This is a genomic window from Neisseria sicca, assembly GCF_003044565.1.
GTDB lineage: Bacteria > Pseudomonadota > Gammaproteobacteria > Burkholderiales > Neisseriaceae > Neisseria > Neisseria sicca_A.
Map to the genome: position 1 here is coordinate 67,777 of NZ_POXG01000005.1, position 20,569 is coordinate 88,345.

18 protein-coding genes are annotated in these 20,569 nt (G+C 49.4%); 7 read left to right on the plus strand and 11 right to left on the minus strand.

The annotated features are described in order from the left end of the window. Positions 1-84 precede the first annotated feature (84 nt). Positions 85-2,397: a DNA helicase RecQ gene (recQ, locus tag DBZ16_RS10505; protein ID WP_107814021.1), complete on the minus strand. Its 2,313-nt coding sequence runs from the start codon at positions 2,395-2,397 to the stop codon at positions 85-87. Between the two features lie 382 nt (positions 2,398-2,779). Between recQ and DBZ16_RS10510 the strand changes: the two genes are divergently transcribed. Next, a complete protein-coding gene (locus DBZ16_RS10510) occupies positions 2,780-3,226 on the plus strand; it encodes a surface-adhesin E family protein (protein ID WP_107813957.1) in 447 nt (148 codons plus the stop codon). Positions 3,227-3,417: 191 nt separating this feature from the next. Here the strand turns inward: DBZ16_RS10510 and DBZ16_RS10515 are convergent, their stop codons facing one another. Both DBZ16_RS10515 and purD read right to left on the minus strand, forming a co-directional pair. Then, entirely contained in the window at positions 3,418-3,987 is a 570-nt protein-coding gene (locus DBZ16_RS10515) for an L-threonylcarbamoyladenylate synthase (RefSeq protein ID WP_107813958.1), read from the minus strand. A 210-nt stretch (positions 3,988-4,197) separates the two neighbouring features. Beyond that, positions 4,198-5,469: a phosphoribosylamine--glycine ligase gene (purD, locus tag DBZ16_RS10525; RefSeq protein WP_107813959.1), complete on the minus strand. Its 1,272-nt coding sequence runs from the start codon at positions 5,467-5,469 to the stop codon at positions 4,198-4,200. 158 nt (positions 5,470-5,627) lie between these two features. On the opposite strand from purD, the gene DBZ16_RS10530 reads away from it, so the two are divergent. After that, a complete protein-coding gene (locus DBZ16_RS10530) occupies positions 5,628-5,948 on the plus strand; it encodes a DUF4298 domain-containing protein (protein ID WP_003779629.1) in 321 nt (106 codons plus the stop codon). A gap of 49 nt (positions 5,949-5,997) precedes the next feature. Here the strand turns inward: DBZ16_RS10530 and DBZ16_RS10535 are convergent, their stop codons facing one another. The 5 genes from DBZ16_RS10535 to DBZ16_RS10555 form a co-directional block, all read right to left on the minus strand. Continuing rightward, positions 5,998-6,609, minus strand: coding sequence for an IMPACT family protein (locus tag DBZ16_RS10535; protein WP_107813960.1), 612 nt, complete (start codon positions 6,607-6,609; stop codon positions 5,998-6,000). 62 nt (positions 6,610-6,671) lie between these two features. Beyond that, a complete protein-coding gene (locus tag DBZ16_RS10540; RefSeq protein WP_107813961.1) occupies positions 6,672-7,607 on the minus strand; it encodes an electron transfer flavoprotein subunit alpha/FixB family protein in 936 nt (311 codons plus the stop codon). A 10-nt stretch (positions 7,608-7,617) separates the two neighbouring features. Further along, positions 7,618-8,367, minus strand: coding sequence for an electron transfer flavoprotein subunit beta/FixA family protein (locus tag DBZ16_RS10545; protein ID WP_107813962.1), 750 nt, complete (start codon positions 8,365-8,367; stop codon positions 7,618-7,620). 215 nt (positions 8,368-8,582) lie between these two features. Then, positions 8,583-9,563, minus strand: coding sequence for a lipopolysaccharide heptosyltransferase I (gene waaC, locus DBZ16_RS10550; RefSeq protein ID WP_107813963.1), 981 nt, complete (start codon positions 9,561-9,563; stop codon positions 8,583-8,585). A gap of 36 nt (positions 9,564-9,599) precedes the next feature. Beyond that, entirely contained in the window at positions 9,600-10,235 is a 636-nt protein-coding gene (locus DBZ16_RS10555; protein WP_107813964.1) for a nicotinamidase, read from the minus strand. 114 nt (positions 10,236-10,349) lie between these two features. On the opposite strand from DBZ16_RS10555, the gene tsaA reads away from it, so the two are divergent. Continuing rightward, positions 10,350-11,024 carry a tRNA (N6-threonylcarbamoyladenosine(37)-N6)-methyltransferase TrmO gene (gene tsaA, locus DBZ16_RS10560; protein ID WP_107813965.1) on the plus strand — a complete coding sequence of 225 codons (675 nt, stop codon included), beginning with the start codon at positions 10,350-10,352 and terminating at the stop codon, positions 11,022-11,024. A 654-nt stretch (positions 11,025-11,678) separates the two neighbouring features. Here the strand turns inward: tsaA and gap are convergent. Then, positions 11,679-12,683 carry a type I glyceraldehyde-3-phosphate dehydrogenase gene (gene gap, locus DBZ16_RS10570; RefSeq protein ID WP_107813966.1) on the minus strand — a complete coding sequence of 335 codons (1,005 nt, stop codon included), beginning with the start codon at positions 12,681-12,683 and terminating at the stop codon, positions 11,679-11,681. Positions 12,684-13,252: 569 nt separating this feature from the next. Between gap and lpxC the strand changes: the two genes are divergently transcribed. Then, positions 13,253-14,167: a UDP-3-O-acyl-N-acetylglucosamine deacetylase gene (gene lpxC / locus DBZ16_RS10575; protein WP_107813967.1), complete on the plus strand. Its 915-nt coding sequence runs from the start codon at positions 13,253-13,255 to the stop codon at positions 14,165-14,167. 421 nt (positions 14,168-14,588) lie between these two features. Here the strand turns inward: lpxC and ggt are convergent, their stop codons facing one another. After that, positions 14,589-16,358, minus strand: coding sequence for a gamma-glutamyltransferase (gene ggt / locus DBZ16_RS10585; RefSeq protein WP_107813968.1), 1,770 nt, complete (start codon positions 16,356-16,358; stop codon positions 14,589-14,591). A gap of 478 nt (positions 16,359-16,836) precedes the next feature. Between ggt and gnd the strand changes: the two genes are divergently transcribed. Beyond that, complete coding sequence (gnd, locus tag DBZ16_RS10590; RefSeq protein WP_107813969.1) at positions 16,837-18,285, plus strand: decarboxylating NADP(+)-dependent phosphogluconate dehydrogenase; 1,449 nt, start codon at positions 16,837-16,839, stop codon at positions 18,283-18,285. A gap of 257 nt (positions 18,286-18,542) precedes the next feature. Here the strand turns inward: gnd and DBZ16_RS10595 are convergent, their stop codons facing one another. Next, complete coding sequence (locus tag DBZ16_RS10595; RefSeq protein ID WP_107813970.1) at positions 18,543-19,493, minus strand: D-2-hydroxyacid dehydrogenase; 951 nt, start codon at positions 19,491-19,493, stop codon at positions 18,543-18,545. 284 nt (positions 19,494-19,777) lie between these two features. Between DBZ16_RS10595 and DBZ16_RS10600 the strand changes: the two genes are divergently transcribed. Further along, positions 19,778-19,996 carry a DUF2061 domain-containing protein gene (locus tag DBZ16_RS10600; RefSeq protein WP_107813971.1) on the plus strand — a complete coding sequence of 73 codons (219 nt, stop codon included), beginning with the start codon at positions 19,778-19,780 and terminating at the stop codon, positions 19,994-19,996. A 172-nt stretch (positions 19,997-20,168) separates the two neighbouring features. Beyond that, positions 20,169-20,429, plus strand: a complete 261-nt coding sequence (locus DBZ16_RS10605) for a hypothetical protein (protein ID WP_049230198.1) — start codon at positions 20,169-20,171, stop codon at positions 20,427-20,429. Positions 20,430-20,569: the final 140 nt, after the last annotated feature.

Below are 20,569 nucleotides of genomic sequence, written 5' to 3' on the forward strand. Positions count from 1 at the left end.
TTATAACGATATTAATATTCAGAAGGTCGTCTGAAAACAGGTTTTCAAGGTTTCAGACGACCTTTTTCTATATCTTTTAAACCGTCAATCCGCCGTGCAGATTTCTATGATTTCTTCACCGTATTTGTCCAACCATTCCCCGCTCACGTCATCAATTTTAGAAAGCGCCGTCAACGTTTGCGGCTGGGCTTTGGCGATGGCGCGTAAAGTCTGTTTTTTGGCGACGGCGTGCATCTCTCCGCCTTCATATCGGGCGGTATCGAGACACCATTGGAACAGGCGGCGGGCGAGCTGGCGTTCTGCCTGTTTCGGCTCGGAAAGCACGTCTGCGTAGGGGCGGCAGATGTCGAGTATTACCTGCCCGTATTGGGCAATTCTTTCACTGCCTATGCCGTAAATACCGAGCAGGTCGGCTTCTTCGGCGGGTGTGAAGACGACAAGGTCGGTCAGGCTGATGTTGGAAAGGACTTTGCCCAAGGCGCATTGTTTGGCGGCTGCCTGCTCGGCACGCCAGGTTTCCAGCTTTTGCTGTAATTGCTGTTCGCGCTCGGTTTGGGGGGTGAATAGGGGTTCTTCGTTGCTCGTTTTCCCGCTTTGGTTTTCGGCGGCGTTCTCGCAGACATTGAGGATGTCGATGCCGAATTTGTTGATTTTTGCCTCGCCTAAACCGTAGATTTGATGCAAATCTTCCAGCGTTTGCGGCATTTTTTCGACGATGTCGCGCAGGGTTTTGTCGCCGCATACGACGTAGGCGGGGACTTCTTCGACATGGGCGCGCTGCTGCCGCCAACGCCGTAATGCCTGCCATAGGCGTTCTTCGCGTTCGGTACGCAGCCAGTTGTCTTTGGGCTTTTGAGTGGTGGCTTTTTCGCGGCGCAACGGGCGCAGCATGACTTCGGTTTCGCCTTTGAGGACTTTTTTTGCGGCTTCGGTCAGTTGCAATGCCTGATATTGGGCGGTGTTGACGGTGAGGTAGCCGAGGCTGATGCACTGGCGGATGACGCTGCGCCATTCTTTGTCGGTTTGCCCGTTGCCGATGCCGAAAGTGGAGAGTTTGTCATGGCCGTTGCGCTGTATCCAGTCGTCGCTTTTACCGCGCAGCAGGTTGATGATATAGCCGGCGGCAAAGCGTTGTCCGGCGCGATACACGCAACTGAGGAGCTTTTGTACAAGGACGGTGCCGTCGAAGCGTACGGGCGGATGCAGGCAGTTGTCGCAATGGCCGCAGGGGGTGGATTCTTCGCCGAAATGTTTGAGCAAGAGAACACGGCGGCAGGCGGCGGTTTCGCAGACGGAAAGCATGGCATCGAGCTTCTGCATTTCGATTTGTTTCTGCACTTCGTCGCTGTTGCCTTCGGCGATGCGTTCGCGCAGCAATACCCAGTCGTTCAGCCCGTAACACAGCCAGCTCACGGCAGGCAACCCGTCCCGCCCGGCGCGACCGGATTCTTGGTAGAAATGTTCGACGCTTTGGGGCATATCGAGATGGGCAACGAAGCGCACGTCCGGTTTGTCTATGCCCATACCGAAGGCAACAGTGGCGACGACGATAATGTTGTCTTCGCGGGTAAAACGGCGTTGGTTTGCTTCGCGCACTTCCATGCTCAAGCCGGCATGGTAAGGAATCGCGTCCAATCCGTTTTCGCAAAGGAATTGGGCGATGTCTTCGACTTTTTTGCGGCTTAGGCAATAGACGATGCCGCTTTGCCCTCCCATCTCTTTGCGGATGAAGTCGAGAAGCTGCTTTTTGCCGTTGTTTTTTTCGATGACCTGATAATAGATATTCGGGCGGTCAAAGCTGGAGATGAATTCGGGCGCATCTTCCAGATGGAGGAAATGTTTGATGTCGGCGCGGGTTGCCGCATCGGCGGTCGCAGTCAGGGCAATGCGCGGCACTTGCGGATAGCGTTCGGCAAGCAGCCCTAATTGCTGGTATTCGGGGCGGAAATCGTGTCCCCATTGGCTGACGCAATGCGCCTCGTCTATGGCGAAAAGGCTGATGGTTTGCTGATCGAGAAAACGCAGGAAACGGTCGGTAACGAGCCGCTCTGGTGCGACGTAGAGCAGTTTCAGACGACCTTGGGCGAGTTTGTCCGCCACTTCACGAGCTTCTTCCACCGTTGTGCTGCTGTTGACCGCCGCTGCTTCTATGCCTGCGGCGTGCAGGCTCGCCACTTGGTCGTTCATCAGAGCAATCAGCGGCGAAACGACGATAGCGACGCCTTCGCGCATCAGCGCGGGAATTTGGTAACACAACGACTTGCCCCCACCCGTCGGCATCAATACCAGCAGGCTTCCACCGCCTGCCAATGTATTGACGACAGCCTCCTGCTTGCCGCGAAATTCGGGATAGCCGAATACTTCGTGCAAAATCTGTTGGGCGGAAGGCTGGGGCATGATGGTTCCGTAGGAAGGGAAAAGCGTTATTTTAGCGGTTTTAGACACTGCCTGCATGGGGGATATTTGAGTTATCCACATGGGGTCGTCTGAAAACGGATTATGCTTGGTTGGGTATCGTGGATTGATTTTTGATTTGACAAGATGGCGTAACTACCCACAATACGGATGTAGGAAACTGGTTTACTCAATGCTTTACCGTTCTTTTTAATCTCAGGCGAAGCGGCGGCATACTGGTTCCAATCAATCGACTAGAAAACCTGTTTTCAGACGACCTTTTCATTTTTTGGCGGTTTTAAGACTTTGCAAAGCCGATTTACTGCCCCGCCATCTTCGCGCATAATACGGCAGTCTAATAATTTATCCTAAGCAACCGAAACTTATGAACATCAAACACTTTTCCCTTATTTCGACTTTATCGACAGCCCTGCTCCTGAGCGCCTGTCAAACGACTACGACCACAAGCGGCGGCGTCAGCGGCAACTGGGACAACATCGGCACGATTTCCGACGGCAATATCAAGGTGGCGATTGATAAAAACAGCATCAAGAAAAACGGTACTTTGGTCACTTTCCGCGATAGAAAAACCGTATCGAAGATGAAAGAAGAACGTTTCGTCAACACGCCTGCCTACAAAACCGCCATTGGCGACTGGGAAATCCATTGCACCAACAAGACCTACCGCCTGACCGCTTTGCAGCTCCTCGACGAACACGGCAAAGAAATTTCCAAACACAGCTACACCGCGACAAATATCCGCCCGATGAGCGTGATGAACGGTACGATTACCGAAAAACAATTCGAAGCCGTATGCGGCAGCAAGCTCTAATACTCAACTTATCTACATACTTATCCACAAGATAATCAAATCAAAAGGTCGTCTGAAAACCATGAATATGGGGATTCAGACGACCTTTTTGGTTTTTTTGAGAAAGTTATATTCAGGATTATCCACATTTTCTCAAATAAGCGGTTTATCGGTTCAAAGCATAATTCCTAATCATCCCACCCATCCGATTTCTAACGCAAACGGACACCTGTTTCCCCATCAATAATCTGACTCGGCGACCTTTGTTTGCCGATTAAACCGCCGACTACCCATACATTCCTTCCAAACTGCCTTCTCACTTCCCGCTCCGTCTTACACGCGCGTTTGCCTGCGCGGTTGCATGAAGTCGAGACCAAAGGCGTTTTCAAAGCCTGACACAAGCGGCGCGCACCTGCATGGGCAGGAACCCTGACCGCCAGTTTGCTGCGCCTTTTTCCGCGCAGTGCGGGCAAAACGTCAACAGCAGCAGGAAGCAGAAAGGTTTTGGGTGCAGGCCATTCGTTTCTAAGCATGGTTTGAATGTTTTCAGACGACCTTTTGAGCAGGGGCTGTAATTGCTCCAATTGGTTGCCAATGACAATCATGCCTTTATGTTGCGGTCTTTTTTTCAGATGAATCAGTCGGTTGAGTGCTTTAGGCAAGGTTGGGATACAGCCTATGCCGTAACAGGACTCGGTAGGATAGGCGACCAAGCCGCCTTTTTTAAGATGGGATTGCAGCTTGCGACGTGTCGAGGCTGAAAGGATTCTGGGGAATAGCATGATAGGGAAGGTCGTCTGAAACACAATTATAGTGGATTAAATTTAAATCAGGACAAGGCGACGAAGCCGCAGACAGTACAGATAGTACGGAACCGATTCACTTGGTGCTTCAGCACCTTAGAGAATCGTTCTCTTTGAGCTAAGGCGAGGCAACGCCGTACTGGTTTAAAGTTAATCCACTATACGTTTTCAGACGACCTGTTTCTTTGATTAACGGTTGATTGCTTTATCGGCAATGTCTTTACGGTATTGCATGCCGTCGAAGCTGATTTTTTCCAATGCGCTATACGCCTTGGCTTTGGCTTGCGCCACATCGTCGCCCAATCCTACGACACACAATACACGGCCGCCGTTGGTCAATACGTCGCCTTTCTCGTTTGCCCTTGTGCCAGCATGGAAAACTTTGCCGATTTGGTTGGCAGCATCCAGACCGGAAATAACATCGCCTTTTTTAGGCGTTTCGGGGTAATTTTGCGCCGCCAGCACCACGCCTACGGCAGTTTGCGGGTTCCATTCTGCAGTTACGCTATCGAGTTTGCCGTCTATTGCCGCTTCGACCAAATCCGACAAGTCACTGTTCAGACGGCTCATAATCGGTTGAGTTTCGGGATCGCCAAAACGGCAGTTAAACTCAATCGTATAGGGTGCGCCGCTTTGATCAATCATCAAACCTGCGTACAGGAAGCCGGTAAACTCATGCCCTTCCGCTTTCATACCCGCCACGGTCGGCAAAATAATCTCGTTCATCGCGCGCTCGTACACGGCAGGCGTTACCACAGGCGCGGGACTGTACGCGCCCATACCGCCCGTATTCGGACCTTTGTCGCCGTCTAAAAGACGCTTGTGGTCTTGGCTGGTCGCCATAGGCAACACATGATTGCCATCAACCATGACGATAAAGCTCGCTTCTTCGCCTTGCAGGAAATCTTCAATTACAACACGCGCGCCCGCATTACCCATTTTGTTGCCCAGCAGCATATCGTCAATCGCAGCATGCGCTTCATCCAAAGTCATCGCCACAATCACGCCTTTACCTGCCGCCAAACCATCGGCTTTGATGACAATGGGCGCACCTTTCTGATTGACGTAATCATGTGCAGCATCGGCATTTTCAAAGGTTTGATATTGCGCGGTCGGAATGTTGTATTTCGCCATAAATGCTTTGGCGAAATCTTTAGAACTTTCCAACTGCGCCGCATATTGTGTCGGACCAAATATTTTCAGCCCTGCGGCACGGAAATCATCCACAATACCCGCCGCCAAAGGCGCTTCAGGGCCGACGACGGTAAAAGCAATATTTTCTTTACGGCAGAATTCAATCAAATCCTGATGCGCAGTCAAGGCGATGTTTTGCAACTTGGGTTCAATCGCCGTACCGGCATTACCGGGCGCAACAAATACTGTTTCCACTTTGGGCGACTGCGCCAATTTCCAAGCCAATGCGTGTTCGCGACCGCCATTACCGATAACCAGCAGTTTCATGCCATCTCCTTGACAAATATGTACTTTTAACGAAAACTCGACACAAGGGGACTTTTGTCCCGTTTGAAGAAATTTTGGTGGAATCAAACAAAGACCACTTCATTCCACTCTGCAACCTATTCAACTTATCCACAAAATTAAAAAAAGGACAAACAACCATGCAAAAACGTATTGATGAAATCCAAAGAAAATACCGCGAATGGTGTCATCTACTACCGCAATTGGAAGAAGACATCCGGCGTTGGAAACATGCCGTCGCTTTGATTCGCGATATGGACAATTTTTATACCCATGAGTATCAGGCGTGCCATCAAGCCATTGAGGACGGGGCAGAACTGGATTTGAGTACGGAAGGCGAATACAGCATTATGAGTGAAGATGCGTTATGGAACGCGCTGGGCGAATTCCATCAATTGGCATGGCTATATTTGCGCTCCAGCATCGATGCCTTAGACAGATACACACAAGAAGATTTATGAGAGAAGAGGTCGTCTGAAATACCATCACAAAGCATTTCAGACGATCTTTTCATTCAAAAGGCTTTTCTGTATTTACTTCAATTTGCCGTGTATTCTTCCAAGCCGAAATACAGGCCTCATAATTTGCCAACGACAAACTTACCGTCAATCGACAATCCAACTGTAAATCCTGTTCCAATATATCCGCCTGATATTGTTTAGCGATGCGTATTGCTTCGTTCAAAAACGGATATTCACATTTCAGCCAAACGGTTTTTTCAATATTCTTTTCAACCACTTCCGCAACTGCCAACGCTTGAGCCGTTGCCTCTTTATACGCATGTATCAGACCGGGAACACCCAATAAAGTACCGCCGAAATAGCGGACGACCACGACCAAAACATCGGTTACGCCCACCGAATCAATCTGCCCTAAAATCGGCCGACCCGCACTTCCTGACGGTTCTCCATCATCGTTGGCACGGAATTGCGTACCATCCACACCCAGACGATAGGCATAGCACCAATGCCGCGCTTTATGATGTTCTTCCTTTAACGGATCGAGATATTTTTTCACATCAGCCAATGTCCGAATCGGATAGGCAAATGCAATAAAACGGCTGCCTTTATCTTTAAATTCAGCCTGCGTCGGGGAAGTAATGGTTTTATAAGTCGTAATCATGCTGAAATGTTTTCAGACGACCTCATTAATAACAAGGTCGTCTGAACGTTTCACGTGAAACATCAATTTTTCAATGCTTCTGTTAATTGTGGAACGATTTCAAATAAATCGCCAACCAATCCGTAATCAGCTACATTGAAAATCGGCGCATCAGCATCTTTATTGATTGCAACAATCACCTTGCTGTCTTGCATACCGGCAACGTGTTGAATCGCACCTGAAATACCGATTGCAAAATAGAGCTGCGGCGCAACTACTTTGCCGGTTTGTCCGACTTGCACATCATTCGGCGCATATTCGGCATCAACTGCCGCACGGGATGCACCGATTGCCGCACCTAAAACATCTGCCAACGGTGTCAGCACTTCATTGAATTTTTCCGCACTACCCAGAGCACGACCGCCGGAAACAATCACTTTTGCCTGAGTCAGCTCAGGACGATCGGAATGAGAAAGCTGGCGGTTCACAAAACGGCTCAGGTTTTGAGCAGGGGTCGCTTCAACGTTAACTGCCTCAGCATGACCACCTTGCGCCGCCGCTGCATCAAAAGCCGTCGCACGGAAGGTCAGCACCAATTTTTCTGAATCGGCTTGCACGGTTTCAAATGCATTACCCGCATAAATGGGGCGCACAAAAGTCGTGTTATCCACAATCTCAGTCAAATCAGAAATTTGCGGTACATCTAATAAAGCGGCTACGTGGGGCAGAAGGTTTTTACCGAATGTGGTTGCCGTTGCTGCAACATAGCGGTAATCCGCTGCCAATTTGACAACCAGTGGAGCCAGTTCTTCAGCCAAACCTTCGGCATAATGGGCAGCATCCACAACCAAAACTTTATCCACACCCGCTACTTGTTTCGCGGATTCCACTACAGCCAATGCGCCGTTTCCGGCAACCAATAAATCGACTTTACCCAGTTTGGCAGCAGCGGTAACGGCATGCAAAGTGGCAGGATTCAACTGTTTGTTGTCGTGTTCAGCAATAATCAATACGCTCATTTCAGTCTCCTCAAATCACTTTGGCTTCGTTTTTCAATTTTTCAACCAATTCGGCAACGCTTGCTACTTTTACGCCTGCCTGACGCGCTTTAGGTTCGGCAAATTTCACCGTTTTCAGACGAGGTGAAATATCCGCAACCAAATCAGCAGGAGCCAGTTTTTTCAAAGGTTTTTTCTTTGCCGCCATAATATTGGGGAGTTTGACAAAGCGCGGCTCGTTCAAACGCAAATCCGCACTGATAACAGCAGGCAGTTTCAATGCTAGGGTTTCTTCGCCGCCATCAATTTCGCGCACAATCTGCACTTCGTCGCCTTCAATTTGTACTTTGGACGCGAACGTACCTTGCGCCGCATTCAGCAAAGCAGCCAGCATTTGCGCCACTTGGTTGGCATCGTCATCAATCGCTTGTTTGCCCAAAAAGAAAATTTGTGGATTTTCTTTGTCCGCAACGGCTTTCAGCAGCTTGGCAACTGCCAGCGGCTCCAATTTAGTATCGGTTTCAACATGAATTGCACGGTCGGCACCCATCGCCAAAGCTGTACGCAACGTTTCTTCGCATTTTTTCTCACCCAAAGAAACCGCTACGATTTCGCTTACTTTCCCGGCTTCTTTCAGGCGGACGGCTTCTTCCACAGCGATTTCGTCAAACGGGTTCATCGACATTTTGACATTGCCGATATCCACATCCGAACCATCGGCTTTTACACGAACTTTGACGTTGTAGTCCACTACGCGCTTTACTGCGACCAGTGCTTTCATTGAATTCTCCTAAAAAGAACGTTGCTTTCACCATCCAGCGAAACCAAACCTTCTTCTCTATAAAATCAAATCCGTTTTTTCTTAAAAACGAATTCATTCAGAAATCTTTCAGATAATGATTGCCGATTATACCATTTTTAAAGCATTTACTCAGGCTGAAGGATATACATTCCTGTACTCAACAAACTGGAAAATGTCATGCCGCTATATCAGTTTCAGACGACCTTTGAGCCTTCATCGGCAGCCACACAATCCATCAACGTTTGATAAACCAAATCTGCAGTCGGAATTTGCCCGATATTGCCCAAATTTTTTGCAACAGCCGAAACTTGAACGCCTGTTTTAATCGGATCAGTATCGGTATAAATACCGACCACAGGTTTTTCCAAAGCATTTGCCAAATGCAGCAAACCGGTATCCACACCGACAATTCCGACCGCGTGTTTCAGCAGATACGCCGCCTGCAATAAATTCATTTTGTCGCACACAATGGCAAATGGCAGTCCGTCTGCAATTTGTTCGGCACGCATTTTTTCAGTTTCATTTCCCCACGGCAGGTAAACATTGCATTGTTGTTCTTCATTCAGCTTTTGCAGCAAGGCCCGCCAGTTTTCCACAGGCCATAACTTACTGTCCCGGCTGGTCGCGTGCAAAGCCGCATAATACGGCTGCTCTAAATTTTTCAGACGACCTGCTTCGGGAACGGTCAAACCGAATACCTGCGTTTCCGGCATTGCATATCCAAATACTTGGGCGAACAGCTCGCGGTTGCGCCAAACGGCATTTTTCCCTTTCGGTACAGCGTATGTTTTCGCATACGCCAACGCGGCCAACCCCTCACGCGCGCTGTTTTTATCTAAACCATAAATAGGGGATTTTGCCATTTTGGCGAAACACGCGCTTTTAATCAGACCTTGACTGTCCAATACAAAATCAAATGCTTCCTGCCGCAAGACCTGTTTCAGACGACCTATTTCCCGCCAAGTTTCAGCCTGAAAGAGATGTTTTCGCCATTGCCGCCATTTCATCACATGGATTTTTTTTATGAACGGATGCAGGCGCGCAATATCCGCAAATCCGGCTTCACACAGCCAATGCAGTTCTACATCAGGGCATTGTCGCGCCAAATCTTCGATTGCGGGCAAAGTGTGAATTAAATCGCCCATACTGGACAAGCGGACAAGCAAAATTTTCATATTTAGGAAGGGTGTTTCACGTGAAACAATTTTAACTTATTGATTATTAATATATTTTTTAATTTCTTCAGCGTTTTTCAAGATGATTGCACCAGAAGAACGCATTTCCTGCCATGCCGTTTCGATGGTATCCGGCGCAATGCCCCGACAAGCCGCTTCATTGACGATAACCTGCCAATTGCCGCCTTTTAGCAACTGCAAAACCGTTGTTTTCACACAATAATCCGTAGCCAACCCGCCGACAATGACCGTATCCGTATTTTGACAACGCAGCCATTCGATCAACCCTGTGCTCAGTTTTTCCTCGATATCGTGAAAACACGCGCCGTAAGGATGCAATTCAGGATCAACGCCTTTCCAAACGCAATAATCGTATTCCTTGGCAGAAGGCAGTCCGTCCAACAATTCATAGCCGCGCGTACCGACCATCGCATGAGCCACCCAAGTCAAATCCGCATCGGGCAAACCTGTCGGCTTTAACATATCAACAGGGTTATCCACAAGCCATTTCGCTGCCGCATGATGCGCATCTTTCGTCATCACGCGCAAATCCGCCAAAGTGGCTTGGGCATTCAATTCTTCAACAATCAAATGCCCCTCGTTTACAGGCAGCTCTTTAGGACACAAAGGCGTAAAAGTTTTTTGTGCATCAACATCAATGGAAACAATCATCTCATCATTTCAAAGCGATTAAAATGCCCTGTATTATAACAAATTACTGCCCAAAAGCGGTAAAACCGGCTGTGATAAGATAACGTTTTTCCGAAAAACTTGTCCACAATCCTCATGACTTACACCATCGTCCCCATCGCCACCGCCCGCTCGCCCTACAAACAGAAATTCGGAGTCGCCCGCCAGCCCGGATTGGTTCCCGCCGCAGAAGTCTGCATCGAGCTGAATCCCGAATTTACCGCTGACAGCGTGCGCGGACTGGAATGCTTCGATTATGTATGGATAAGTTTTATCTTTCACGGCGTATTGGATGAAGGCTGGGCGCAAATGGTGCGTCCGCCACGGCTCGGCGGCAAACAAAAAATGGGCGTATTCGCCACGCGCAGCCCCCACCGCCCCAATCATCTCGGACTGTCGCTCTTAAAACTCGAACGCATCGAAACTGGCAAACCCGTCTGCCTCTATTGCAGCGGCGCAGACCTGCTGGACGGCACACCGATTGTCGACATCAAGCCCTACATCCCCTTTGTCGAATCCAAACCCGACGCATCATCCGGCTTCGTCAGCGGCAAACCCGAAGAGCTGGAAGTCGTATGGTTGGAAAACATCGGCGCGGAAAATTTATCTGAAAGCACCAAAAACCTGATCAGCCAAAGCATTGCCCAAGACCCGCGTCCCGCCTATCAGAATATTCCCGAACGGATTTACGTCATGAATATTGAGGATTATGAAGTCAGGTTTCAAATCGAGGGAAACCGTGCGACGGTTGTTGGAATAAGCGTTGTTTGAAATTTAGTGATTGATTTAATTAAAAAAGAGGTCGTCTGAAAATCCTAAGATTTGGGTTTTCAGACGACCTTTTTATAGTGGATTAAATTTAAATCAGGACAAGGCGACGAAGCCGAAGACAGTACAGATAGTACGGAACTGATTCACTTGGTGCTTCAGCACCTTAGAGAATCGTTCTCTTTGAGCTAAGGCGAGGCAACGCCGTACTGGTTTAAAGTTAATCCACTATATCAATCGATGCGGGTCTTATTCAATTAACGCTTGAGATAAACCGACCCCGTAACGTGGGCTTCGCTCACGAAATCCATCATCCGATAATCCGAATCAGATAACTATCGAATTTTTATTCATATCGTGGGCAAAGCCCACGCTACTCGTTACTGCAACGACAACTTGTCCCTTCCCCCGTCCGGCGGGGGAAGGTTAGGATGGGGGTGGCTTTGTGGGTTTAGGTAAAAAAATTCGTATTCGTACAACCCGTGGAGTCACCCTCTTTCTAATCTTCTCCCGCCAGGCAGGAGAGACGACGGATTGGAGATAAAACAAGGTCGTCTGAAAATGTGAAACTAAGTTTAGTAAAACTCGTTCACGCTCGTTTTCAGACGACCTTTTCTCTTACTTATCCACAGACTGGTTTAGCCAATCCGAAATCTTTTAGATTTTGCCTGCGAAGTATTCCAAAGTGCGGACGAGTTGGCAGGTGTAGGACATTTCGTTGTCGTACCAGGCGACGGTTTTCACCAGTTGTTTGTCGCCTACGGTCATCACGCGGGTTTGGGTGGCGTCAAAGAGCGAGCCGTATTCGATACCGATGACATCAGAAGAAACGATTTGATCTTCAGTGTACCCTAAAGCATCGCTGGCAGCAGCTTTCATCGCAGCATTGATTTCTTCTTTAGTAACTGGACGTTCGAGAACAGAAACTAATTCGGTCAGTGAGCCGGTAGCGACGGGGACGCGTTGGGCGGAGCCGTCGAGTTTGCCGTTCAATTCGGGGATAACCAAACCGATGGCTTTGGCGGCGCCGGTGCTGTTGGGCACGATGTTGAGCGCGGCGGCGCGGGCGCGGCGCAAATCGCCTTTGCGGTGCGGTGCGTCAAGGGTATTTTGGTCGCCGGTGTAGGCGTGGATGGTGGTCATCAGGCCTTCGACTACGCCGAACTCTTTTTGCAGGACTGCCGCCATCGGGGCAAGGCAGTTGGTGGTGCAGGAAGCGGCGGAGATGACGGTTTCGCTACCGTCCAAAATGTCTTGGTTCACGCCATATACGACGGTTTTCACGTCATTGCCGCCGGGCGCGGAAATAACGACTTTGCGCGCACCGGCGCGGATGTGGGCTTCGGCTTTGGTTTTGCTGGTAAAGAAGCCGGTACATTCGAGGACGACGTCTACGCCCAATTCGCCCCAAGGCAATTCTTCAGGATTCGGATTGGCGAAGACTTTGATTTCTTTGCCATTCACTACGATGGCATCGTCTTTCAATTCGGCAGTACCTTGGAATCGGCCTTGGGTGCTGTCGTATTTGAAAAGGTGCAGCAGCATATCGGCAGGGGTCAGGTCGTTGACGGCGACGACTTCGATGCCTTTGGCTTTTTCAATTTGACGCAATGCCAGACGGCCGATGCGGCCGAAACCGTTAATCGCTACTTTGATGCTCATTTTGATACTCCTGTCAGTAGGGAAAGGGATAAATTTCAATAAGGGCTATTGTAGCCTGAAATAAAACTACTACCTAGAATTACACGATGCTACTTTTAAAATGTTTGATTTAAATAAAAAAACCGTGAAATAGGTCGTCTGAAAATGTAGATTGGTACGGTTTGTCCCCATATTTGGGGATAAATTTTGGTTGTTTTTAAAATTAATATGTAATTATTTAAAAAAATGATGATGGTGATGAGTACCTTCCCGTTTTGTGGATAACCTTATTACTGGTTGTATAATCAATTTGTTGGATTCATTTAAAGGCTGCGTTCAAGTTCTGTTTTTTGTGAGAACAAAGTCGGATAATCTGTAATCGTTTGAATTTTTCTGTGGATAAAATCGGATTTTTCCACTCGGATTACACGGCATATTGTCGATAATCTTACCGGTACAAAAGGTCGTCTGAAAAATCTATGGTTCTGAAACGCCTACATTAGCAAATACTATTAAAAATAATGGATTATTTTTTCCTTTTTATCGTATTATCCAAAAATCAAACTAATTATTAAATAAGGAGGCGGTTTATGCTGCAACGAACTTTGGCAAAATCCATCAGCGTAACCGGCGTCGGATTGCATTCGGGCGAACGGGTCGCGCTGACCCTGCATCCTGCGCCTGAAAACAGCGGGATTTCTTTTCGCCGTACGGATTTGGACGGCGAAATGGGCGAAACCATCAAACTTACGCCCTACCTCATCAACGATACGCGCCTGTCGTCCACCATCGTTACTGACAAAGGCGTGCGCGTCGGCACGATTGAACACATCATGTCCGCACTGTCCGCCTACGGCATCGACAATGCGCTGATTGAGTTGAACGCGCCCGAAATCCCGATTATGGACGGCTCCAGCCTGCCGTTTATTTATCTTTTGCAAGATGCGGGCGTTGTCGATCAAAAGGCGCAAAAGCGGTTTTTGAAAATCCTCAAACCTGTCGAAGTCAAGGAAGCAGGCAAATGGGTGCGCTTTACGCCGTATGACGGCTTTAAAGTGACGCTGACCATCGAATTCGACCATCCGGTTTTCAACCGCAGCTCGCCCACTTTTGAAATCGATTTCGCGGGCAAATCCTACATCGATGAAATCGCGCGCGCGCGCACCTTCGGCTTTATGCACGAAGTGGAAATGATGCGCGCCCACAATCTCGGGCTGGGCGGCAATTTGAACAACGCCATCGTGATTGACGACATGGACGTTTTGAATCCGGAAGGTTTGCGTTATCCCGACGAGTTCGTCCGCCACAAAATCCTCGATGCCATCGGCGATTTATATATCGTCGGACACCCGATTATCGGCGCATTCGAAGGCTACAAATCCGGCCACGCGATTAACAACGCTTTATTGCGCGCAGTTTTAGCGGACGAAACCGCTTACGAATGGGTTGAATTCGGCGACGACGAAGATTTGCCGTCCGCCTTCCACGAGCTGCCCGCGGCTTGAGATAAGACAGCGTACAAAAAGGCTGTGGATGATTGTTCGTCCACAGCCTTTTTATAGTGGATTAACTTTAAACCAGTACGGCGTTGCCTCGCCTTGCCGTACTATCTGTACTGTCTGCGGCTTCGTCGCCTTGTCCTGATTTAAAGTTAATCCACTATATTGAGTGAATAAAGGTCGTCTGAAATCTTGGTTTTAAGTTTTCAGACGACCTTTCAATAAAACAAAACCATCTTCCGCCAATATTTCAGACATGATTATCCACATGACTATCTAATCTATAATTCTGAAAAATAAAAAGATTATATTTTTTCTAAAATTTTATACACATTTTATCCATAGCTTTTCTCCAGCGGTAAAAAAGGTCGTCTGAAAACCCAAATTCGGATTTCAGACGACCTTTTATCCACAAGCCGATCAGTGATTAATCGCCCATGACTTTGCCTTCGCGGCGCGGGTCGGCACCGCCGAGCAAACCGTCTTTGCCGATCACAATGCCTTGTACGCCGGAATTCAAATCGCGAATTTGGACTTTGTAGCCCAGTTTTTCCAGAGCTGACGCTTTGTTCGCCGCAGCGGTTTTTTCCTCGATTTCATATTGGCTGCCGCGATTGAGCATGTTCGGCAGGGAGATTGCCGCCTGAATATCCATGCCCCAGTCGATATGCGCCACCAGCGTTTTGGCGACGAAACCGATGATGCGGCTGCCGCCAGGCGAACCGACCGCCATATAAGGTTTACCGTTTTTCATCACGATGGTCGGCGCCATCGAAGAACGCGGCCGTTTGCCGCCCGCCACGCTGTTGGCAACGGTTTTACCGTCCGCGCCGACAGGGTTGAAAGCGAAATCGGTCAATTCATTGTTGAGCAGATAGCCGTTTGCCATCAGCCCCGAGCCGAACGCGTTTTCAATTGAAGTCGTCATCGACACGACGTTGCCGTCTTTATCCACAACCACCAAATGGCTGGTGGACGGCAGCTCTACCACCATGCCCTGCGCGTATTTCTTACCAAACTTGCCCGCCTGAATGTTTTCCAGCGCCTTATCGGCTTGGCGGATTTCTTCGGCACGCGGTTTCAGGTAAGCCTGCGAAATCAGGGCGCGGGTCGGGACGTTGACAAACGCGGGATCGCCGATGTAATGATCTCGGTCGGCAAACGCAATCCGTGACGCATCGCCTATCCAGCGCCAACTGTGGATATTTTCGGATCCCAACGCTTTCATATCCTGATTTTGCAAGATGCCCAAAATCTCGCCCAAAGCAATCGCGCCCGAACTTGGCGCGCCCATGCCGCAGACTTCGTATTCACGATAAGGGGCGCAAACCGGTTGACGCTCGACGACGCGGTAGTTTTTCAAATCAGACAAACTGATTTTGCCGGGGTTATCCACAGCGCCGGTAACGGCACGGACAATATTCTGCGCCTGCTCCCCCTGATAAAACGGCGCGCTGCCTTTTTCCGCCAACAGGCGCACGGAGCGGGCAAATTCAGGGTTTTTCAACACCGTTCCCGCTGCCAAAGGCTTGCCGTCGGGCAGGAAATACGCGGCGGTTTGCGGATAGAGTTTCAAAGGCTCAAGATTTTGCTCAATGGATTTTGCCATGCGCGGCGAAACGGTAAAGCCTTGTTCCGCCAAAGCAATCGGTTTGTCAAACAGGCTTGCCCACGGCAATTTGCCGTAACGCTTATGGACATCTTCCAGCAGCTTCGGAATCCCCGGCACGCCGACCGAACGACCGCCGACCACTGCGTTCATAAAGCCCATCGGTTTGCCGTTTTCATCCAAAAAAAGCTCCGGCGTTGCCGCTTTCGGCGCCGTTTCGCGGGCATCAAACGTCGTCAGTTTTTTCGTCTTATTGTCCCAATACACCAAAAACGCGCCGCCGCCCAAACCGGAAGACTGCGGTTCGGTCAGGCCCAAGGTCGTCTGCATGGCGATCATCGCATCTATCGCGCTGCCGCCGCGTTTCAAAATCTCATATCCCGCCTCGGTCGCCAACGGATTGGCAGATGCCGCCATATAATGTTTGGCGCGGATCAATTTCTGCTCGGTCAACCCCGTCCCTTGTTCCGGCGCATGGTTATCCACAGCCGTCGGCACAGGCGCGGCATCAGGTTTCTGCATCGGCTGGTGCGCGCACGCCGCCAAAACCAAAACTGCCAACAGGTTTAATCCAAAGGAAAATTTCATATCTGCTCCCTTTTAGTTAGCTATTTTTCAGACGACCTGCTGTTGAAAAGTACAAAAGGTCGTCTGAAACATGAAAAACGATTGGACTGTTTATCTCGTCATACAGTTCCGTTCGGGCTCGGTATAAAACCGGCAGGCTGTGTGTATAGCCGGAAAGTTATGCACAGAGCCAAACCGAATGTCAAAATTATCCACATCTGCCAACAAGGCAAACAGCGGTTTATCCGCATCCAAAATTAGCATTCAACTGATTGAACTGAAAAAGGAATCAAAGTTATACACAAGAAAAAGCGCGACTCAATATAATCATCTATTTATTATTTAAAATCTTATTTATAGTTTGTTTTCCCATCGCGCAGCCAACGCCCGCAACGTAAAGGCATCTTTTCAAAAAATTAGATAGTTAAGGATTGTTAAACCTCTGTAAATCAGATAGAGTTACGGCTGATAAATTAAATTAATAATGGAGCTTCCATCAATGAAAGGCGATATCGGCGTCATCGGCTTGGCCGTTATGGGTCAAAATTTGATTTTGAATATGAACGATCGCGGTTTCAAAGTCGTGGCGTACAACCGGACCACTGCTAAAGTAGACGATTTTCTCAACGGCGCAGCCAAGGGTACCAACATTATCGGTGCCTATTCATTGCAAGATTTAGTGGATAAACTGGAAAAACCGCGCAAAATCATGATGATGGTGCGCGCCGGTTCTGTCGTTGACGACTTTATCGAGCAACTTGTCCCGCTTTTGGAACAAGGCGACATTATTATTGATGGCGGCAACGCCAACTATCCCGATTCCACCCACCGCACCCACGAGCTGGCAGCAAAAGGCATCCGCTTTATCGGCGCGGGCGTTTCCGGCGGCGAAGAAGGCGCGCGTCACGGTCCGTCCATCATGCCCGGCGGTGACGAAGCCGCATGGCCCGCCGTCAAACCCATCTTCCAAGCCATTGCCGCCAAAACCCCGCAAGGCGAACCCTGCTGCGACTGGGTCGGCCGCGACGGCGCAGGCCATTTCGTCAAAATGGTGCACAACGGCATCGAATACGGCGATATGCAGTTGATTTGCGAAGCCTACCAATTCATGAAAGACGGCTTGGGTCTGAGCTACGACGAAATGCACCGCATTTTCAGCGAATGGAACCAAACCGAGCTGGATTCCTACCTGATTGAAATCACCGCCGCGATTTTGGGCTACAAAGACGAAAACGGCGAACCTTTGGTCGAAAAAATCCTCGATACCGCCGGTCAAAAAGGCACAGGCAAATGGACCGGCATCAACGCCCTCGACTTGGGCATCCCGCTGACGCTCATTTCCGAAGCCGTGTTCGCCCGCTGCGTGTCCGCGTTCAAAGACCAACGCGTTCAAACCGGCGGCTTGTTTGGCAAAACCATCAGCCCCGTCGAAGGTGACAAAGCCGCATGGGTCGAAGCCCTGCGCCAAGCCCTGTTGGCATCCAAAATCATCTCCTACGCACAAGGCTTCATGCTCATCCGCGAAGCCAGCGAAAACAACGATTGGGCATTGAATTACGGCAATACCGCCCTTCTGTGGCGCGAAGGCTGCATCATCCGCAGCGCGTTCTTGGGCAACATCCGCGACGCATACGAAGCCAATCCCGATTTAGTGTTCTTGGGTTCCGACCCTTATTTCAAAGGCGTATTGGAAAACTGCCTGCCCGCATGGCGCAAAGTGGTCGCCAAAGCCGTCGAATGCGGTATCCCCATGCCCTGCATGGCTTCCGCGATTACCTTCCTAGACGGCTACACCACCGAACGCCTGCCCGCCAATCTATTGCAAGCCCAACGCGACTACTTCGGCGCACACACCTACGAGCGCACCGACAAACCGCGCGGCGAGTTCTTCCATACCAACTGGACAGGCAAGGGTGGCGATACCGCATCGACTACTTACGATATTTGATTTGTTTGAGTTAGTAACAAGATCGTCTGAAAACCAAGATTCAGGTTTCAGACGACCTTTGCCGTTTCAAAGCATCGGTTTTTGATAAAATCCACTGATTGCTCACAATTTATCCACAATTTAAACCTAACTCCAATTCAATCAAACCAAACCTAATTCATTGAAAACTATTGATATACAAAAAGGTCGTCTGAAAATTTTCAGACGACCTTTTAAATTGTTCACAAAATTATCAACAGAACTGGGGGCGGTTGGCATCAAACCAGATTCTGCGGATTGCCCGCGACGAAGCGGTTGATGTTGTCCACAAGGATGTCAAACAGGCGGTTGATTGCCTCTTGGCTTGCCCAGGCGACGTGCGGGGTAACGATCAGGTTGGGCAGGCGGGCTTTCAGCAAAGGATTGCCGTCGCGCGGCGGCTCTTGCGTCAACACGTCGAAGCCCGCGCCTCCGATTTGTCCGTATTTCAAGGCAGCGATAAGTGCGTGTTCGTCCACCAGTCCGCCGCGTCCGCAGTTGATGATGACGGCGCCTGGCTTCATCTGCTGCAACTCGGCTTCGCCTATCATGTTTGCCGTTTCCGGCGTAAGCGGACAATGCAGCGACAACGCGTCGGCGGTACGGATGGCTTCGTCAAAGGAAACATAGCCGTCGCGGACGGTTTCGGCGTGTTTGCGTTCGACGAACACGACCTTCATTTTGAACGCCTGCGCATAAGTTGCCAGCGTCTGTCCGATGTTGCCGCGACCGAAAATTGCCAGCGTTTTGCCGTTCAAATCGCTCATCGGTGCGCCGAAATGGCAGAAAAACGGTGCTTTTTCCCATACTCCGGCGGCAACGTCGCGCTGATAGGCGGGCAGGTTGCGCATCAGGGTAATCATCAGCATAAAGGCGTGTTCCGCCACTGATTCGTTGCCGTAGGCGCGGATGTTGCACACGCCCACGCCCGCTTGCTTGGCGGCAGCAAGGTCAACATTGTTGACGCCCGTCGCGGCTACCGCAATCAGCTTGAGCTGGGGGTTGGCGGCGATGTGTTCGGCGGAAATCACGACTTTGTTGGTAATGATGATGTCCGCGCCCCGTATGCGCTCGGCGGTCTGATGTGCCTCAGTCGAACCATAGCTGCTTAAAGTATGCGGAAAATCAAAGTCAAACGGACGGTCGGCAAGCGTGTCGCGGTCGAGAACGGCAATGCACAGCGGATTCATGTTTTACCTATCAAAAATAAAATAATGATTTAAATAAACTAATATTGAATAAAATATTCAAAAGATACGGCGCAGTTGAGAATAGTTATAGTGGATTAACAAAAATCAGGACAAGGCGACGAAGCCGTAGACAGTACAGATAGTACGGAACCGATTCACTTGGTGCTTCAGCACCTTAGAGAATCGTTCTCTTTGAGCTAAGGCGAGGCAACGCCGTACTGGTTGAAAGTTAATCCACTATGATTATCCGAATCATACAGACATCACCATATCAGGAAACCATTATGATTAAAACCATGACTTTTGCCATTTTACATTTCACCACCGCGTTCGGCGTTGCCTATATTTTGACCGGCAGCATCGGCATTTCAAGCGCAGTCGCGCTGGTCGAACCGCTTGCCAACACCGTCGTTTTTTATTTCTACGAAAAGGCATGGCGACGCTACGAAAAAAGTAAAACCGTAAAACAAGAATGGGCTACGCCGCTGCACCATTGTGGATAAGTTTTGCAGGGAGGTCGTCTGAAAACGGGTTAGGGTTTATTGTTTCTTATTGATAAATATTCTTTCAACAAAATGGATATTTATTAATCCAAACGAAATCAATAAAATGCTTTCCATCGCTTGAACGCCTACACAGTTCATCTTAATACTCAACATCATAAGGAAAGTAATCATGAAAAAAGCACTCTTCGCCTCCCTCATCGCCGTTGCCGCCGCCGCATCTTTCGCCGACAGCCGCATTCCTGAATGGAACCATGCCAACGACTCCGGCCCCATTCCGGGCTTAACCAAAGTCGAATATCACGACGCGCACGATATGCGCAAGGATGATGACCGCGTAAAATTCACCGCACCTGCCACAGGCGTGCGCGAAATTACCGACATCGGCTATAACGACACCTATGCCCGCTCATTGCAAAACGGCTCAAATTGATTGCCAAGCGGTTGACGATAAGTTGAAAGGTCGTCTGAAACGTATCCATCCGTTTTCAGACGACCTTTTTCTTTATCGGAAACGGCAGCTATGATACCCTTCAGCGCGGAATATCGAAGAGTCGATATTGTTAACTGATT

Excerpts from the sequence above, each read along its gene's own strand:
- DBZ16_RS10600 (WP_107813971.1), top strand. The coding sequence starts at position 19,778 with ATGATTAAAACCATGACTTTTGCCATTTTACATTTCACCACCGCGTTC.
- DBZ16_RS10530 (WP_003779629.1), top strand. The coding sequence starts at position 5,628 with ATGCAAAAACGTATTGATGAAATCCAAAGAAAATACCGCGAATGGTGT.
- DBZ16_RS10540 (WP_107813961.1), bottom strand. The coding sequence starts at position 7,607 with ATGAGCGTATTGATTATTGCTGAACACGACAACAAACAGTTGAATCCT.
- DBZ16_RS10555 (WP_107813964.1), bottom strand. The coding sequence starts at position 10,235 with ATGATTGTTTCCATTGATGTTGATGCACAAAAAACTTTTACGCCTTTG.
- tsaA (WP_107813965.1), top strand. The coding sequence starts at position 10,350 with ATGACTTACACCATCGTCCCCATCGCCACCGCCCGCTCGCCCTACAAA.
- recQ (WP_107814021.1), bottom strand. The coding sequence starts at position 2,397 with ATGCCCCAGCCTTCCGCCCAACAGATTTTGCACGAAGTATTCGGCTAT.
- DBZ16_RS10545 (WP_107813962.1), bottom strand. The coding sequence starts at position 8,367 with ATGAAAGCACTGGTCGCAGTAAAGCGCGTAGTGGACTACAACGTCAAA.
- ggt (WP_107813968.1), bottom strand. The coding sequence starts at position 16,358 with ATGAAATTTTCCTTTGGATTAAACCTGTTGGCAGTTTTGGTTTTGGCG.
- DBZ16_RS10595 (WP_107813970.1), bottom strand. The coding sequence starts at position 19,493 with ATGAATCCGCTGTGCATTGCCGTTCTCGACCGCGACACGCTTGCCGAC.
- lpxC (WP_107813967.1), top strand. The coding sequence starts at position 13,253 with ATGCTGCAACGAACTTTGGCAAAATCCATCAGCGTAACCGGCGTCGGA.
- DBZ16_RS10515 (WP_107813958.1), bottom strand. The coding sequence starts at position 3,987 with ATGCTATTCCCCAGAATCCTTTCAGCCTCGACACGTCGCAAGCTGCAA.
- DBZ16_RS10535 (WP_107813960.1), bottom strand. The coding sequence starts at position 6,609 with ATGATTACGACTTATAAAACCATTACTTCCCCGACGCAGGCTGAATTT.
- gnd (WP_107813969.1), top strand. The coding sequence starts at position 16,837 with ATGAAAGGCGATATCGGCGTCATCGGCTTGGCCGTTATGGGTCAAAAT.
- gap (WP_107813966.1), bottom strand. The coding sequence starts at position 12,683 with ATGAGCATCAAAGTAGCGATTAACGGTTTCGGCCGCATCGGCCGTCTG.
- DBZ16_RS10605 (WP_049230198.1), top strand. The coding sequence starts at position 20,169 with ATGAAAAAAGCACTCTTCGCCTCCCTCATCGCCGTTGCCGCCGCCGCA.
- purD (WP_107813959.1), bottom strand. The coding sequence starts at position 5,469 with ATGAAACTGCTGGTTATCGGTAATGGCGGTCGCGAACACGCATTGGCT.
- waaC (WP_107813963.1), bottom strand. The coding sequence starts at position 9,563 with ATGAAAATTTTGCTTGTCCGCTTGTCCAGTATGGGCGATTTAATTCAC.
- DBZ16_RS10510 (WP_107813957.1), top strand. The coding sequence starts at position 2,780 with ATGAACATCAAACACTTTTCCCTTATTTCGACTTTATCGACAGCCCTG.